This window comes from Psychrobacillus sp. FJAT-21963 (genome assembly GCF_001420585.1).
GTDB lineage: Bacteria > Bacillota > Bacilli > Bacillales_A > Planococcaceae > Psychrobacillus.
Genome location: NZ_LJIY01000005.1, coordinates 74,903 through 90,314 on the forward strand (window position 1 = coordinate 74,903; position 15,412 = coordinate 90,314).

General features: G+C 37.7%; 16 protein-coding genes and 1 riboswitch. Of the genes, 3 read left to right on the plus strand and 13 right to left on the minus strand.

The window, feature by feature from the left end:
- Positions 1-3 precede the first annotated feature (3 nt).
- The 9 genes from AN959_RS12795 to AN959_RS21545 form a co-directional block, all read right to left on the minus strand.
- A complete protein-coding gene (locus AN959_RS12795) occupies positions 4-927 on the minus strand; it encodes a C40 family peptidase (protein WP_053591274.1) in 924 nt (307 codons plus the stop codon).
- A gap of 11 nt (positions 928-938) precedes the next feature.
- Positions 939-2,021: a mandelate racemase/muconate lactonizing enzyme family protein gene (locus AN959_RS12800; protein ID WP_056831233.1), complete on the minus strand. Its 1,083-nt coding sequence runs from the start codon at positions 2,019-2,021 to the stop codon at positions 939-941.
- Positions 2,022-2,034: 13 nt separating this feature from the next.
- On the minus strand, positions 2,035-2,958 hold the full coding sequence (locus AN959_RS12805; protein WP_056831234.1) for an LD-carboxypeptidase: 924 nt from the start codon (positions 2,956-2,958) through the stop codon (positions 2,035-2,037).
- Positions 2,959-3,041: 83 nt separating this feature from the next.
- Entirely contained in the window at positions 3,042-4,688 is a 1,647-nt protein-coding gene (locus AN959_RS12810) for a peptide ABC transporter substrate-binding protein (RefSeq protein ID WP_056831237.1), read from the minus strand.
- A gap of 54 nt (positions 4,689-4,742) precedes the next feature.
- Complete coding sequence (locus AN959_RS12815; protein WP_371256552.1) at positions 4,743-5,750, minus strand: ABC transporter ATP-binding protein; 1,008 nt, start codon at positions 5,748-5,750, stop codon at positions 4,743-4,745.
- 6 nt (positions 5,751-5,756) lie between these two features.
- Positions 5,757-6,704, minus strand: coding sequence for an ABC transporter permease (locus AN959_RS12820; protein WP_053591270.1), 948 nt, complete (start codon positions 6,702-6,704; stop codon positions 5,757-5,759).
- On the minus strand, positions 6,704-7,639 hold the full coding sequence (locus AN959_RS12825; protein ID WP_053591269.1) for an ABC transporter permease: 936 nt from the start codon (positions 7,637-7,639) through the stop codon (positions 6,704-6,706). Before AN959_RS12825 ends, AN959_RS12820 begins: the two co-directional genes overlap by 1 nt.
- A gap of 15 nt (positions 7,640-7,654) precedes the next feature.
- Positions 7,655-8,479, minus strand: a complete 825-nt coding sequence (locus AN959_RS12830) for a M55 family metallopeptidase (protein ID WP_056831239.1) — start codon at positions 8,477-8,479, stop codon at positions 7,655-7,657.
- Positions 8,480-8,953: 474 nt separating this feature from the next.
- On the minus strand, positions 8,954-9,265 hold the full coding sequence (locus AN959_RS21545) for a hypothetical protein (RefSeq protein WP_216598640.1): 312 nt from the start codon (positions 9,263-9,265) through the stop codon (positions 8,954-8,956).
- A gap of 377 nt (positions 9,266-9,642) precedes the next feature.
- A riboswitch (SAM riboswitch) is annotated at positions 9,643-9,744 on the minus strand.
- 191 nt (positions 9,745-9,935) lie between these two features.
- On the opposite strand from AN959_RS21545, the gene corA reads away from it, so the two are divergent.
- Positions 9,936-10,898, plus strand: coding sequence for a magnesium/cobalt transporter CorA (gene corA, locus AN959_RS12840; protein ID WP_056831241.1), 963 nt, complete (start codon positions 9,936-9,938; stop codon positions 10,896-10,898).
- A gap of 33 nt (positions 10,899-10,931) precedes the next feature.
- Here corA and AN959_RS12845 read toward each other — a convergent pair whose 3' ends face one another.
- The 4 genes from AN959_RS12845 to AN959_RS12860 form a co-directional block, all read right to left on the minus strand.
- Positions 10,932-11,741, minus strand: a complete 810-nt coding sequence (locus tag AN959_RS12845) for a hypothetical protein (protein WP_056831247.1) — start codon at positions 11,739-11,741, stop codon at positions 10,932-10,934.
- A gap of 144 nt (positions 11,742-11,885) precedes the next feature.
- The gene (locus tag AN959_RS12850) at positions 11,886-12,263 is read right to left on the minus strand and encodes a hypothetical protein (protein ID WP_053591265.1); all 378 of its coding nucleotides are present in this window, start codon (positions 12,261-12,263) and stop codon (positions 11,886-11,888) included.
- Positions 12,264-12,282: 19 nt separating this feature from the next.
- Positions 12,283-12,759, minus strand: a complete 477-nt coding sequence (locus AN959_RS12855; RefSeq protein ID WP_056831249.1) for an acyl-CoA thioesterase — start codon at positions 12,757-12,759, stop codon at positions 12,283-12,285.
- 77 nt (positions 12,760-12,836) lie between these two features.
- On the minus strand, positions 12,837-13,802 hold the full coding sequence (locus tag AN959_RS12860) for a DUF4003 family protein (RefSeq protein ID WP_056831251.1): 966 nt from the start codon (positions 13,800-13,802) through the stop codon (positions 12,837-12,839).
- Between the two features lie 94 nt (positions 13,803-13,896).
- Between AN959_RS12860 and rluF the strand changes: the two genes are divergently transcribed.
- The gene (rluF, locus tag AN959_RS12865) at positions 13,897-14,601 is read left to right on the plus strand and encodes a 23S rRNA pseudouridine(2604) synthase RluF (protein ID WP_053591262.1); all 705 of its coding nucleotides are present in this window, start codon (positions 13,897-13,899) and stop codon (positions 14,599-14,601) included.
- Between the two features lie 23 nt (positions 14,602-14,624).
- Positions 14,625-15,344: a hypothetical protein gene (locus AN959_RS12870; RefSeq protein WP_056831253.1), complete on the plus strand. Its 720-nt coding sequence runs from the start codon at positions 14,625-14,627 to the stop codon at positions 15,342-15,344.
- Positions 15,345-15,412 lie beyond the last annotated feature (68 nt).

Here is a 15,412-nt window from a genome sequence, read left to right on the forward strand (position 1 = left end):
CCCCTATACGGCAAATCTTCTAACTGCACAAATTTCCTTCTCAAGCTTAGAACCTTTTAATACTAAAATTTCAACTGTTTGTCCGGTGGATGGAGAATGAAGTAATTGTCCATTTCCATAATAAAATCCAACATGACGCACAGAGCCTTTCCCTTCATCATTTGCGAAAAAGATTAAATCACCCTTTTTCCATGAAGAGATATCATGAAGAGGAACTTCTTCCCCACTAACTGCTTGGTCACTCGCATCTCTCGGAATTAAATAACCACAAGCCTTCAACATATTGTATGAGAATCCTGAACAGTCATAACCATAAGGAGACATACCTCCCCATAAGTAAGGAACGTCTAAGTAAAGCTCGCCTAAATCCACCGCATCTTCTGCGGATTGTCTAGGAAATTGCTCCATCGTTTCAGCAAATTCTGCATGCTTTTTTTGAATCAATGCTTTACCATGAGGGGTTTGAACTTGAAAATAGGTTGCATCCTCTGAAATAACTGGAATTATCGCATTAAATGGTAGTACAAGCAGCGGTTGCTCATTCATGTCCAGTAACGGAGCTTTCATGGAGGACACACGAGCAACACCTTTTACATCAACTCGCTCTTGTTTTGCTAGTTGTGATAAAGGTATCCAACCAGGATATCCACGAGAATCCTTTTTAGAAGACTGCCATATAGCTATAATTTTAGCCCAATCTCCTTCGACTTTTTCTATAAGTACAGGCTCACCATATAAAAGTTGCGTTTGTACTCTGTTTTCATTACAAAGTGCAAGTCTTTCTTTATAAGGTAATGCTTCAAGCCATTCAACTAATAAAACAGGATTTGCAATTGCTGGTGCATCTAAATCTCTGACAGAAGCCGGTTCTGTCCAAACAGTAGCAACCTTCACAGAACAAACCCATCCATTTGCTTCTGTAGTCATTCATAAGCCCCCTATTCTGTTTTGACTCGTGATATTCCAAGTCCATTTTCAGTGGAAAACTTCATTTTACTTGCTTCGTAAATGACCCCTCCAAGAACAAGATCCTTTGCTAGCATTAGTGGTGCATCAAAATCAAAGTATTGAATGTTTGGATGACTTGCAGCAAAATGAGCAGCAGCTGTAATACCTATTTTTGTTTCAATCATACTGCCTACCATGCATGCAACACCATTTGCTTCTGCAAGTGTATTTATTTTTTTGGCGTTATATATACCGCCTGATTTCATCAGCTTAATATTAATCAAATCTGCAGCACGCATTTCTAACACCCTTTTGGCATCATGTACTGAAAATATACTTTCATCAGCCATGATTGGTGTATCCGTTCGGTCAGTTACATATTTTAATGCTTCTAAATCATGAGCTGGAACGGGCTGCTCTACAAATTCGATAGCAAGACCAGCATCCTCCATGTTTCGGATTGCACGCACGGCTTCTTTTGCATTCCATCCTTGGTTTGCATCAAGTCTTAGCCTCGGTCCATCTCCTACTCTTTCTCGAATTGCATGTATACGGTCGATATCATCCTTTATTTCTCCAATACCAACCTTAACTTTCAGTATGTTAAACCCTTCTTTTACATATCGTTCGGCATCATCTGCCATTTCTGTTGGTTTATTTACACTAACTGTAAAATCAGTTTCGAGTGTACTTCGATACCCTCCTAGAAATTGATACAAAGGAAGTCCGAATTGACGTGAAAGTAAATCGTGTATAGCCATATCAACTGCAGCTTTCGCGCTCGTATTCCTTACAAGAGAGGTGTTCAATTTATGAAAAATCATTTCACTTTCCAATAGATTCATCCCTATTAGCTGAGGCGCTAATATTTCATTGATAGCATACCGAATACTGTCCATCGATTCTCCCGTGATGACATGTGTAGGAGGCGCTTCGCCATAACCGATTTGCCCTTCACTCGTAGTGACCTTAACATAAATGGAATAAGCCGTAGTAACAGTACGTAGCGCTGTTTTAAAAGGCTTTGTTAGCGGAACTGCTACATCACATGTTTCAATAGATTGTATAATCAACCAGAAGTCCTCCTTATTCCACACCTGGAAGGATAATAAGTGATAAGTTTTCTGCATCCAGCTGAGCCTCGGCACCAAGCGGAACTGCAAAATGTGGCTCACAATGTCCAATGTTGAAGCCTTTCACTGCGGGCTTTCCTAATCCACCTAAATAGTGATCCAGCACTTCATCTAAAGACAAGGAAACTTTGCGTTTTTTAGGCTCTGCATCATTAAAGTCTCCAATGACAAAACCAGCTGCCTCATCCAACTTGCCTGCTTGTCGAAGCTGATTGAGCATACCGTCTACTCGGTATGGTTCTCCCCCAATGTCTTCTATTAACAATAACTTATCTCTTGTGTCTACTTCGTATTTGGTCCCTATTCCACTTGCAAGTAGCGATAAATTACCACCTGTTAACTCTCCTCGGGTTACTCCCCCCGAAACACTAGTTAAAGGAGAAATGGCTGATGTATAGTGCAGTTCCATTGGCTCAAATAGCTGTTGAAACATTTTTCTGGATAAATCAGAAAAAGTAGATTTCCCTATATCAGAAGCTAGCATTGGTCCATGGAAAGTGACGATATTGGAATATAAATTCATCCCTGTATGTAAAAAAGTAATATCTGAGTAGCCCCAGAAAATTTTAGGGTGTTCATTCATTAATTGAAAATCTATTTTATCTGTGTACCGAGCAGAACCATAACCTCCACCAGCACAAAAGATTCCGGCGATGTCCGGGTTAGCAAACATTTCATGTAAATCTTCTAATCTATCTTCATCATTACCAGCAAGATAACCATACACGTTTTCTACACTTTTCCCCATTTGATAAGACAAGCCTAATTCATCTAGAAATGCTAGTGAATTGTTTAGCTGTTTTAGATTAGGAGGACTGGAAGGAGCAATAATGCCAATTGTATCTCCTTTTTGCAATCTTTTCGGTCGAATTTTCATATAGGTAATCTCCTTAATATAGAAGATGCGGCACTACTTTGAGCACCGCATCCTTCATTACAAAATTTAGGCGCTTATACTTTTTATTCTTTATCTGCCCATTTTAAATCCATATAACCTACCGGATGTCTAACGATACCAGATACATTGGACTTTTCAAGTGTTACTTGGTTGTAATAATGTACTGGGAAAACTGGCATTTCTTCCATTAACATTGCATCTGCTTGGATTAACATTTCCCAACGTTTAGCTTCATCCGTTTCATTTTTAATATCAGTAATTAATTTATCATATTCAGGATTTGACCATGTTGTACGATTCATAGAAGAACCAGTTATGAAGCTTTCTAATGCGTTTACTGGATCAGCATAGTCAAATAAGAAAGATGAACGTGATAATTGGTATTTAAATTCTTTTTGCTCCGCAGCGAATACACTAGCTTCTACGTTTTGCAGCTTCACATCTACCCCTAATACTTCTTTGAACTTACTTTGAAGAGCTTCAGCAATTTTTTTATGAACGTCACTTGTAGAGTATGTTAAGACCACTTCAGGTAATGCTGTATATCCTTCTTCAGCCATACCTTCAGCTAATAATGTTTTTGCTTTTTCTGCATCAAAACCAGTCAATTTACCTGCAGTTTCTCTGAACTCTTTTCCATCTGGACCAATGAAACCATATGGTACAAATCCTTCTGCTGGCTTTTCACCATTTTTCGTTACAAATTCCACGATTTCTTGTTGGTTAACCGCTAAGCCAAATGCTTGGCGAATTTTTTTGTTTGTAAAAGGCTCTTGTGATACGTTAAAACGATAGAAGTATAAACCTGCTTGATCCTCATTTTTAAGCTCTGGATCACTCATTAGTTGATCTGCAAGTTCAGATGGAACACCAGAGACATCTAGTTCTCCAGTTTCGTACATTTGATATTCCGTATTAGAGTCATCTACCATCGCCCATTCCACTTTGTCTAGCTTAACAGAACCTGCATCCCAATAGTTTTCATTTTTTGCAAACGAGAAGCTTACATCATGTTCCCATGATGCCAATTTAAATGGCCCGTTTCCAACAAATGTGTCTGCTTCTGTAAACCACGTTGGGTTTTCCGTCGCCACTTTTTCATTTACCGGGAAAAAGCTTGGATTTGTAATAATATTCAAAAATGCCTCTGTAGGTGCATTTAATTTTACTTCGAACACTTTTTCTTCTAACGCTTTTATTGCAACAGCATCAGCAGTACCTTCCCCATTATTGTAAGCCTCTGCTCCTTCAATGAAATATGCAAGAAAAGCTGCTGGAGAGGCAGTTTCTGGATTTAACATATGCAACCAGCCATATACGAAGTCACTTGCTAACACAGGGTCTCCATTAGACCATTTAGCATCCTCACGAATTGTAAATGTATATGTCAAACCATCTTCTGATACATCTACTTTCTCAGCCGTAGCTGGCTCTGCAATATGATCCTTTGAAAGTCTTACTAATCCTTCCATCAGATTATTTAATGCATTCCAAGATACTGCATCAAACCCTACGGATGGGTCAAACGAGGTCGGCTCGTTTCCGTTATTTAGATAGAGTATTTTTTCTGTAGCTACTTCTACTTCTTCGTTTTCTTCCTCTGTTGTTGTCTCTGCAGGTTTTTCTTCTCCTGCATTTTTGTTTGCTGTACAAGCTGATAGCACTAATGCCAAAAATGCTAATACAAACAATGATAACCACTTTTTCATTCTAGTTCCCCCTTTATTGTATATGTGAATGCACTTTCGCGCTCTCATCCAATCCTATCTTTGTTCTACCAATACTTTCGCCCGCTCATCTTGAAGCCAGCAATCCACAGCATGGGCTTCGGATAATCTGGCCGTAAATGGATACGCATGCTCACAAACTTCCATTGCATAATCACAACGGGCAGTGAAAGGACACCCCTTTGGTGGTGAAAATAAATCAGGTGGAGTACCTTCTATTGGTTGTAATTCTTCTTCCTCCAGATCTAGTCGCGGTACCGAATTTAATAATCCTTTAGTATATGGATGCTCTGGAGTATAGAAGATTTCTCTCTTATCACCGATCTCCACAATTTTCCCTGCATACATAACCGCTATTCTGTCTGCAATCTTTGCCACAACCCCTAAATCATGTGTGATTAATATAATTGATATGTCCGTTTTTCTTTGAATCTCTTCAAATAGCTCTAAAATCTGCGCTTGAATCGTCACATCTAATGCTGTTGTCGGCTCATCCGCGATCAATAATTCTGGATCGCAAATAAGTGCAATTGCAATCACTATTCGCTGACGCATACCACCTGAAAACTGGTGGGGAAATTGCTTTAATCGTTCTTCAGGATTTGGAATCCCTACAAGATTTAACATCTCAATTGCTTTCTTTTTTGCTTCTTGCTTCCCTATTTTTTGGTGCGTCCGTAGTCCTTCCGTCAGTTGCTCTCCAATGGAAATTGTAGGATTTAACGCTGTCATAGGGTCTTGGAATATCATCGAGATGTCAACACCCTGTATTTTTCTAAGCTGCGCTTTAGACAATTTAGTCAAATCTTTCCCTTTGAAAACAATACTCCCATTTTTAATGATTCCAGCCGGTTGTGGAATTAACCCCATAATTGCATTGGAAGTAACACTTTTACCACACCCAGATTCACCTACAATTGCAAGTGTCTCCCCTTTATATAAATCGAAACTTACACCTCTAATGGCCTTTACTTCCCCTCCAAAAGTGCGGAAAGAAACTTGTAAGTTATCCACTTGTAAGATTTTTTGTTTTATGTCATTCACCTACAGCTACCTCCTCAATTTTGGATCAAGTGCATCTTGTAAACCATCTCCCAATACATTAAAAGCAAACATCGTCAGGGAAATGAAAAGTGCTGGAAATAATAAACGCCACCAGTGCCCCGATAAAATTACAGGCAATGCATCATTTGCCATAACGCCCCAACTTGCAAAGGGAGCAGCAATTCCTAATCCTAAAAAGCTTAGAAATGCTTCTGCAAAAATAGCACTTGGAACAGTAAGCGTCATTTGAACTATAATTGGACCCATTGTGTTCGGCAGGAGGTTTTTGCGTAAAATTCTAGAAGTCTTTGCACCAAAGGATTTGGAGGCGGTCACGAATTCATAGTTTTTTATTTGAAGTACCTGTCCTCGAACAATACGAGCCATACCTACCCACCCTGTCACCGTAAGTGCAACAATAATAGTGGTTAAGCTCGCCCCCATTACAACCATTAGTAAAATAACAACCAACAAATGCGGCAATCCGTAAAGCACTTCTACTATACGCATCATTACTGCATCCGTTCGTCCACCTTTATATCCACTCAAACCGCCATAAATAATTCCAATGAAAAAGTCGATAAGGGCTGCCATTACTCCTACAAATAAAGAGATTCGAGCACCATACCATGTCCTAGTAAATACATCACGACCTGCCTCATCCGTGCCAAACCAATGGGCAGCAGAAGGCGCCTGATTTTGACTAGGATAATCAGTGGCTGTTACTGAATAAGGAGAAAAAATTGGACCAAATATGGCAAAGAGCGTAAGTAAAATAAGAAATATTAGCCCGCCCATTGCAAGTTTATTTTTTCGGAGTCTGCGCCATGCATCTTTCCAATAAGATAACGACGGCCTTACAACAGCCTCCGCTTTTTCTTGATTTTTTGGTTTTGGTCTAAACCACTCGTCCTGTACATTTTGTGGGGAAACCACATTTTGTGGGTTTGTCATTACGCATCCCCCTCTTTACGGTGTAATTTTATTCGTGGATCTAGAAATCCGTATACAATATCTACAAGAAATAACATGAATACGAGAAACGCACTATAGAAAACGGTAGACCCCATAATAACCGGATAATCTCGGTTGTTAATACTCTCTACGAAGTATTTTCCCATTCCTGGAATGGCAAATATCCGCTCAATAACAAAAGTCCCTGTTAATATACCAGCAAGCATTGTCCCTAAAATAGTTACAACCGGCATAAGGGCATTTCTTAACGCATGTCGCACGACAATTCTCACCGGTGAAAGACCTTTTGCCCGGGCCATTTTTATATAGTCCTGAGTCAATACTTCGAGCATGCTAGATCTCGTTAATCGTGCAATTATTGCTGTAGGACCTGTTGCAAGAGCTAAAGTAGGTAATATCATATGTATCGGGCTGCTCCAAGTAGCCGCTGGAAACCACTCCAAGTTTACTGCCAATTGTTGAATAAGTAAGGTTGCTAGCACGAAATTCGGGACAGAAATCCCTACAACGGCAAAAGTCATTGCTAAGTAGTCAATTATTCCGTTGTGCCGGAGTGCAGCAAGCGTCCCTAAGATAATTCCAGATATTAAAGCGACTAGTATCGTAACCATTCCCAACTCAAAAGATATTGGGAATCCCCTTGCAAGTAATTCATTTACGGAGTCATTCGGCTTTTTAATCGATGGTCCAAAGTCAAATGTCACAATCGACTTTAAATAATACAAATACTGAACATGCATCGGTTCATCAAGTTTGTAAAACTTTTCTAAGTTTGCTTGAATCGTAGGATTAGATGTCCTTTCTCCTTCAAATGGAGACCCTGGAACCGAATGCATTAATATGAAGGTTACGGTAGCAATGATAAGAATCGTAGCAATCATCATAATAAAACGTTTAATAATATATTTCGCCATAAGCAAACTCCCCCCTTAACAAAATTTCGTTTGCATTGCTAGCTCTACCATTACAAGCATCGCCCGGTATGCTTCTAATATATCTTTTGCCTCGAACTTAACTATTGTCGTTCCTTCTATAATTTCACAACCAGGCATAAGTGCCGCCCATTCCGCTTGACCATAATTAACAAATTCAATACGTAATGTTGGATTTTTAGGAGGGGTGAGCGGTTTGATTTGATCTCTATTACTAATCGCTACAGCTACCTTTTCTCTCAATAGTGCATGTGCTTTTTGTGGATGCAATGTCTTAACCGCTGATCTTGAGATAGACTCTTTCACTACTGCAGTGACAACTCCAGGAATCAGTGCCTCAGCTTCTTTACACGCACCATCATCGCCTGCAACCATAATAACTGGTACACCAAAGTGCCCTGCTACATAAGCATTTAATCCCAGTTCACCAATTTCTACATCGTTTATATACATATTTCTAACTCCGAATATCATTGAGTGACTCATTACTCCAGGTTGTCCTGCTCTCGAATGATAACCAGCAAATACTGCACCAAGGTAAGATTCATCTAATGCCTGCACCATCGAAAACGGCTTCACATCTCCCGTTATTAAAGAAGCTTCTGGATGCAACTCTTCTACTAAAATATTATTCATTTTAGAGTGACTATCATTAACTAAAATCTCTTTTACACCTACAGATAGAGCACCTTCTACAATTGCATTTGCCTCTTGTGTCATTATACGGCGAGCACGTTCATAATTATGCTTACCGGAGTCCACAAAAGTATGATCCGGCAAACCTGTGATTCCTTCCATATCAATTGAAAGAAAAAGCTTCATTTCCATCCCCCTTAATCATTTCACCCATCAAAATAAATATAACTTTATCAAAATATATAGAAAATTACAATATGTCTAAATATTTATAATGCCCTTTTTTTTGGTAAATACACGGATTCGGTGAGTAATGCGAACATTAACAAAAAATTTAAATCAAGGTAATAGATTAAGGATTTTACACACAAAAAAAGCAAATGCGCTTTTAAAAAAGGCATTTGCTCCTGCGCCGCTTCACTTGCTCGTCGCAGTTAAGATCGTTGCTCCTGCGTTGCGGTAGCTACTCGTCGCAGTTGAGATCGTTGCTCCTGCGCCGTTTCACTTGCTCGTCGCAGTTGAGATCGTTGCTCCTGCGTAGCATAGCTACTCGTCGCAGTTAAGTTCGTTGCTCCTGCGTTGCGGTAGCTACTCGTCGCAGTTAAGTTCGTTGCTCCTGCGCCGTTTCACTTGGTCGTCGCAGTTAAAACAATAATATCCTTAGTAACGAGGACCGAAGAAAGGACGTTGGAATGCTTGTTGGAATCCTCCTTGCGGATATGGGTATGCTTGTAGGGGTGGATTCACAACTACGTTTCGATTAGTCTCTGTAAAGTAATGCTGTGGAACATTTACAATATGCTCGCGATTCACATTAACGATTGGATGAATTACAGGTTGCATTCTCGGTATAAAGGAATCACGTACACGATATTGCGGTGGACATACAATTGGCTGCGCAGGTGGTTGTTGCCATGGGGATACTTGAGGTTGATGGCATGAATGACAAGGTCTATGATGATATTGGTTCACGATAAATTCACCTCCTTCTTGCACTTATATTAGTAAATGCAAAAGCAGGCTATAGAAACTAGACAAACACCTCAGTTAATTGCAAATAAAAATTAACCCGAATAACTAATCAACCCCTTTGCCAGTATATAGACAAGGGGGTTGATTAGTTCAAAACTCTGTGTGGTGTAAAATAAATACTTTCTTTCTCTATTGATCAAATGGGATCTTCAAAAAAGAAGTTTTATATTTAACTCGATGCACTTCTTACGAATGGGTAACTGAAGTGAACGAGGTGAAACCAAAGCCAAAACTCTTTCCATATAGCTCTTTAAATCAAATAAAACCTCTTCTTAGAAACAAGAAGAGGTTTACACGTCGTTAAAGTGATTATTCTCTTCTTATCTTCAAGCCTAAAAGCTTTTGGAATTAGCACAGTGCAAAAATGCCTGTTGCTGAGGTATCCTAGGGCCAAGTCCCTCCACCTCTCTTGATAAGAAAGTTGTTATATTTGATTAATACCCACTATACAGATAGAAATTATATATGTCAATACTATTTTTTATTTAATCAAACTTTTCCAGTCATTATAAATAATTTATAGGTTAAATATTATGAGGTGTGTTTTGATGGAAGTATGCGAATATGAGATAATGGCAACATGCATTCAATGTAAAAGTGAGGTTTTGATATGATTCAAACGATGGGCATTACAACCGATCACGAAATAATATGTGATTTTCCTCTCCATGATATTAAAAATAAAACGTTTGAATGGTATTGGATTGATATTGGAGAACCTTCTCAAGAAGAAGAGAATCTTCTTAGCTCTTTTTTCCATTTCCATCCGCTAGCAATAGAAGACTGTTTACTAAGACTTCAACGTCCAAAGTTAGACCATTATGATGGGTATGCTTTTTATGTTCTACATACCATTAATGAAGAAACGTTAGAAGCGGAAGAGCTAGATATTTTTGTTGGAAAGGATTATGTTGTCACCTTCCACTTTCCACCTATGCATGAATTGGCTCAAGCACGAGAACGCATTATTCGAAATTCAGAAGGCTGGGAACGTGGGGCGATGCATGCAACCTATCATATCGTCGATAAAGTAGTGGATGCTTATTTTCCAATCGTCTATAAAATTGAGGATTATTTGAATGAAGTAGAAGACAAGCTTTCTTCAGATATGAGACATTTATCTATAGATCAAGTTTTTGACTTACGTAGTGATTTGCTTAGATTACGTAGAACAGTGATACCTATGCGGGATTTATTGTACCGTATTATGAATTCCGAACGAATAAATTTACAACACTCTGAACGTGCATATTTTGGAGACATTTATGATCACTTGCTAAAGCTCACGGAAATGATTGAATCTAATCGAGAACTTACTGCAGATATTAGAGACAGTCATATGTCGATTAACTCTAGTCGAATGAATCGGATTATGATGATTTTAACGATCGTATCCACCGTTTTTATACCATTGACATTTATCGTAGGAGTATACGGAATGAATTTTGCGTATATGCCTGAGCTAGAGTGGAAATATGGTTATTTTGTCGTGATGGGATTGATCGTTGTTATTGCTCTTTCCATGCTTGCTTGGTTTAAATTTAAAGGCTGGTTTTCTCTATTTAAAAACTAAAAAAGAGCTGACATCTTAATGTCAGCTCCTTTTTTATTTTACGTTACCGGTCCAATAGTAAAATAATGCAGTAAAAGTGAGTTTTTGAGCATGGGTCAAGTCATGTGCAAGCGACACATGCACGTTTACTGCTTGTATTTCAAATGCAGGATGAGTTGCATATGGAAAAATTCCAAAACGGTACGTAGCTAACCGTTTTCCATTGGAATCATCGACATCAATATCTCCATACATACTTTTTGCTTCCATTTGCAGTATCTTCTCATTGTTCGCATTAAAAATAATGGCTCTATTTTTAACTGAAAAAGGAGGCATGACAACAGTGGATAGATGGTTTTTTGTGTGGTCATAAACTTTTATCTGCATAAATTTTAATTTATTTTTCAAAGTGAATTGACTAACTATGCTATCATCCATTGTTTTTAAATGGTATGTAATGGGTATTAACATTCCCTTTTGAAATATCTCAAATGCCAATAGCATCTTCTTAACTCCATGTTCCTTAGCAGGTTCAATCTTATATAAACGTTCTCCTCTTCCTGAAACTAAGTAGGTAACTGGAATAAAAGATACATCCCTTTGAAAATTAAGTTCTTTTATGGGAAATTCAGCAGAATAATATTCACTATCTATTTGCTGCTCTTTCGGTAATTTGTCTGCAGCATTTTGAATGACAAATGAAGTACTAAACAATATAAAAACCGTAAATCCTATTAAAAAATGAGTCTCAAAATCGTACAACAGTACATCTCTAAAAATAACTACTAAAACTATGTATAGGCCAAATATTAGTGTAGATCCTTGCTTTGTATATTTTGCAGCACGTTCGTATATATGTTGCATAGCCCATCACTCCTTCTTTTATGCTTACGAATGAACATTTGAAATGGTTTCATTATGATAAAGCATTTCAAAGTAAGGGATTAAATCTTGATCTAAAGAAAAAAACCTTTAGAAGACCTATTTTAAGGGACTTCTAAAGGTTTTTTAGTGTTTTTCAATTGCACGAACGTATAATTTTTTCAAGAAATATCCTAATACATATAAACTAATAAGCGCAAAAGCAATTAGTAATAGGTCCTCTACTGCGGTTGGTAAACTTAGAGGAACTATAAAAATGCTGAATAAGACAAATAAATAAATAATACCTGCAATACCCGCTATAAGCACTACTCCAATAATAGAAAGCTGTGCATAGGTGAGCTGTTTAATATGGTGTCTTTGCCTAATTATTTCAAGAACAATAGCAAGTGCTATGATTGTGAATGTGATAGTAACCTCGCCAAAATACGCGTAGTTTATTAAATATACAACGAGCAGCGTGATCATAATATACTTATAAAATTCATCTATTTGTTTAAGCATATATTCACATCCTTATCAATTAGTAATTCATCTCTAATCGCTGTTTACGATGGATACGTCTAGCAGGACCTGATTCAAATAAACGAGTTTCTTCTTCTGTTTCAGGATGAATACCTGGTACCGAAACAGGCTTACCATTTTCATCTACTGCAACCATTGTTACAAAAGACTCCGTTGTAAGTTTTTCTTCTCCAGTTATTAAATTCATTGACGTCACGCGAACATAAACTTCCATAGATGAACGGCCTGTATTTGAAACAACAGCCTCTAACTCCAATACATCCCCTACTTTTGCAGAAGAAAGGAAATCAACAGAGTCTATTGAAGCAGTTACCACTGCACCTTGCGCATGCTTCATGGACGAAATCGCTGCGATCTCATCGATAAATGCAAGTACCCGTCCACCAAAAATAGTTTGGTGATGATTTGTATCAGGCGGAAGGATCAAGTGGGTTTGTATAGTTCTAGATTGACTCATTGGATTTGTGTTCATCATGTATTACTCCTCAAAATTTTCTTTATTTGCTCTATCGTTTTTTCGTAAAGCATATCAGTTATAGTATAGCATGAAGATCATTCAGAGTTCGAAGATGAAGCTGCGGCACTTGAAGCAGCGATCGTTGAAATCATCATTGCCTGTTGTGCTTGAAGTAGCATTTCAAGCGATGTTGCCATTGAGATGGCCGCTGTAGCATAAGTGTCTTTGGAAGCTCTCATTTCCCATCCAAGAGCGATAGATAGAGCACTATCCTTATACCAAGAGAATAGTTTCATACTCGCTAGTGATTCATATGTTGTAACTATTGCTTTTAGTTGTTCTTCATTCATTTTCAGTGCAGCCATAAATCCAATCATAGGATATTGAGGGGCTGATGTTTTTATCTTTACACTTTTTAATCCATCTCGAATAATGACTGCACGTTTCACCAAGTCTTCCTCATATTCAGCATTTGTATACGTTAGTACCTGCGACATCCATTGTAGTTCATTTCCGGAGTAGAATTTATAATTTCTAAGCTCCTGATAGTAGCGATTCATCGTTTCTGCACGGACAGCGGTATCTCCATTTAATTTCCCTAAAAACATGGCATAGGGATAATCGTCTGTTGATGTTAAAAACCGATGGTGCTTTTTCATATCTGCCATTAGCTGTTTAGCCCGTTCCATTTCCTCTGCCCAGTTTACTTTGTCATCTGACATCAATAACGCTGCTAAATAGGTATAACTATTTACTTTAAATGAAGAGTTTTTTAATGCTTCTATCTTCTCTAATAATAAATCTACAGCTTGTTGTGGCTCTTGGCCTGCTACATCTAATGTAGCAATGAAAAGCGGGTTTAAGTGAGAACGTAATGGAGAGAATATACCCGCTTTCTTTTTAATAACGATCTCTATTTCCTTGAATCTACTTTCATTTAGTTCTTTATCTAGAGTCACATAATAACCAGCAAGCGAGAGAGTGACACGTTTATCAACACCCCAGCTTAATAATTTTTTTAAAGTGTTGAATGTCTCTTCTATTTTTTGATTAATCGTCATAGTCAATCACTCCTTTTCTTTTTTACGCGCTTTACTCTAAAATAGTTTCAAGTTTTGTTATAATCATTCTAACAAGAAAAGTAGGTGTTTTAGGATGCGCATTAATAAATTTTTAAGTGAAGCTGGAATTGTCTCAAGACGTGGTGCCGATAAATGGATAACAGATGGTAGAGTAACTATCAATGGAGTGATGGCTGAACTTGGAAGTAAAGTGGAAGCTGGAGACGACGTGCGTGTAGACGGAAAACCGATTGCCGTTGAACAACCATTAGTGTATCTCGTTTTGAATAAACCGGTCGGTATCACCAGCACAACAGAACGTCACGTAAAAGGTAATATTGTCGATTTTGTCAATCACCCACTTCGTATTTTTCATATTGGTCGCTTAGATAAAGATTCGGATGGATTAATTTTGCTGACGAATGATGGAGACATAGTGAATGAAATATTACGGGCTGAAAATAAACATGAAAAAGAATATATTGTTACTGTAAATGAAAGAATAACCGATTCATTCATTGAAAAAATGGCTTCTGGTGTAAATATTTTAGGAACGAAAACACTACCCGCAAAAGTAAAAAAAGTTGGTCAAAATACTTTTAATATAACTCTTACACAAGGTTTAAACAGACAAATAAGAAGAATGTGTTCTGCACTAGGATTTACTGTGAAGAGATTACAACGTATTCGTATTATGAATATAACATTAGAAGGTCTATCTATTGGAGAATGGAGAGAATTGACCGATTTAGAGAAAAAAGAATTGTTTTCTACGCTTAACTATTCACCAAAAAGGTAATAGAACCTTAGGAGGTGGAGAATATGCTTGCGTTAAAAAGCACGGATAATATGACGGGCGTATTAATTAGTGGTGATTTTTGGGATTTAGATGAGCTTTGCTCTGCAATACATCATCTGACGGGAAAAGAAGATCGATATATGGACTGGCAAGGAGCTCGAATGCGTTTATTAGGTGTGACATCCGAAATACGTTATGCCTATCAAGGAAATCGCAATATTGATTTTGTAGCAAATGGCTTACACAAAGAAATGATGAAATCCCATGACTTTATAGCTCCAGAAAATAATATTTATTACTCTACCGAGATTTTGTGGCCTGAGCTAGTTTTCTCATTTATTGCCTTAAATGATTTTATCCAGTTATATAAAAAATACGAATTTGCGAATGATTTTGATTTGCATATTGTAAATGTTCGCAAATTCCAAGCACTTATTTCGGAAGCATGGAAGGATATATTAACGAACGAAGAGTATGCAGTAATACTGAGTGCTGTTTATTCACCAGAGACAACTGTAGAAGAATATGCAATTCAGTATATTGATATGTTAAATCTATCTTATATTGAGATGACTAAAGAGCAACGAACTAAATCTTTTTCTTCAATCGTCCAAAATATCATAATGGAAAATGGCGAATATGAGGCTATCAAGAAAAAAGTAATTGCGGAAGCTAGTAAAACAAAAAGTGCTATACACGATTTACGTTTTAATGTGAACTACCCAGAACAGATTGAATGGTAATCACTTGACATGAAACCATTTTGTTTCGTATTATTTCATATGAAACCATTTGGTTTTATTTTTTTGGA

Excerpts from the sequence above, each read along its gene's own strand:
- AN959_RS12860 (WP_056831251.1), bottom strand. The coding sequence starts at position 13,802 with ATGACGATTAATCAAAAAATAGAAGAGACATTCAACACTTTAAAAAAA.
- AN959_RS12855 (WP_056831249.1), bottom strand. The coding sequence starts at position 12,759 with ATGATGAACACAAATCCAATGAGTCAATCTAGAACTATACAAACCCAC.
- AN959_RS12825 (WP_053591269.1), bottom strand. The coding sequence starts at position 7,639 with ATGGCGAAATATATTATTAAACGTTTTATTATGATGATTGCTACGATT.
- AN959_RS12870 (WP_056831253.1), top strand. The coding sequence starts at position 14,625 with ATGCTTGCGTTAAAAAGCACGGATAATATGACGGGCGTATTAATTAGT.
- corA (WP_056831241.1), top strand. The coding sequence starts at position 9,936 with ATGATTCAAACGATGGGCATTACAACCGATCACGAAATAATATGTGAT.
- AN959_RS12830 (WP_056831239.1), bottom strand. The coding sequence starts at position 8,479 with ATGAAGCTTTTTCTTTCAATTGATATGGAAGGAATCACAGGTTTGCCG.
- AN959_RS12795 (WP_053591274.1), bottom strand. The coding sequence starts at position 927 with ATGACTACAGAAGCAAATGGATGGGTTTGTTCTGTGAAGGTTGCTACT.
- rluF (WP_053591262.1), top strand. The coding sequence starts at position 13,897 with ATGCGCATTAATAAATTTTTAAGTGAAGCTGGAATTGTCTCAAGACGT.
- AN959_RS12850 (WP_053591265.1), bottom strand. The coding sequence starts at position 12,263 with ATGCTTAAACAAATAGATGAATTTTATAAGTATATTATGATCACGCTG.
- AN959_RS12820 (WP_053591270.1), bottom strand. The coding sequence starts at position 6,704 with ATGACAAACCCACAAAATGTGGTTTCCCCACAAAATGTACAGGACGAG.
- AN959_RS12810 (WP_056831237.1), bottom strand. The coding sequence starts at position 4,688 with ATGAAAAAGTGGTTATCATTGTTTGTATTAGCATTTTTGGCATTAGTG.
- AN959_RS12805 (WP_056831234.1), bottom strand. The coding sequence starts at position 2,958 with ATGAAAATTCGACCGAAAAGATTGCAAAAAGGAGATACAATTGGCATT.
- AN959_RS12845 (WP_056831247.1), bottom strand. The coding sequence starts at position 11,741 with ATGCAACATATATACGAACGTGCTGCAAAATATACAAAGCAAGGATCT.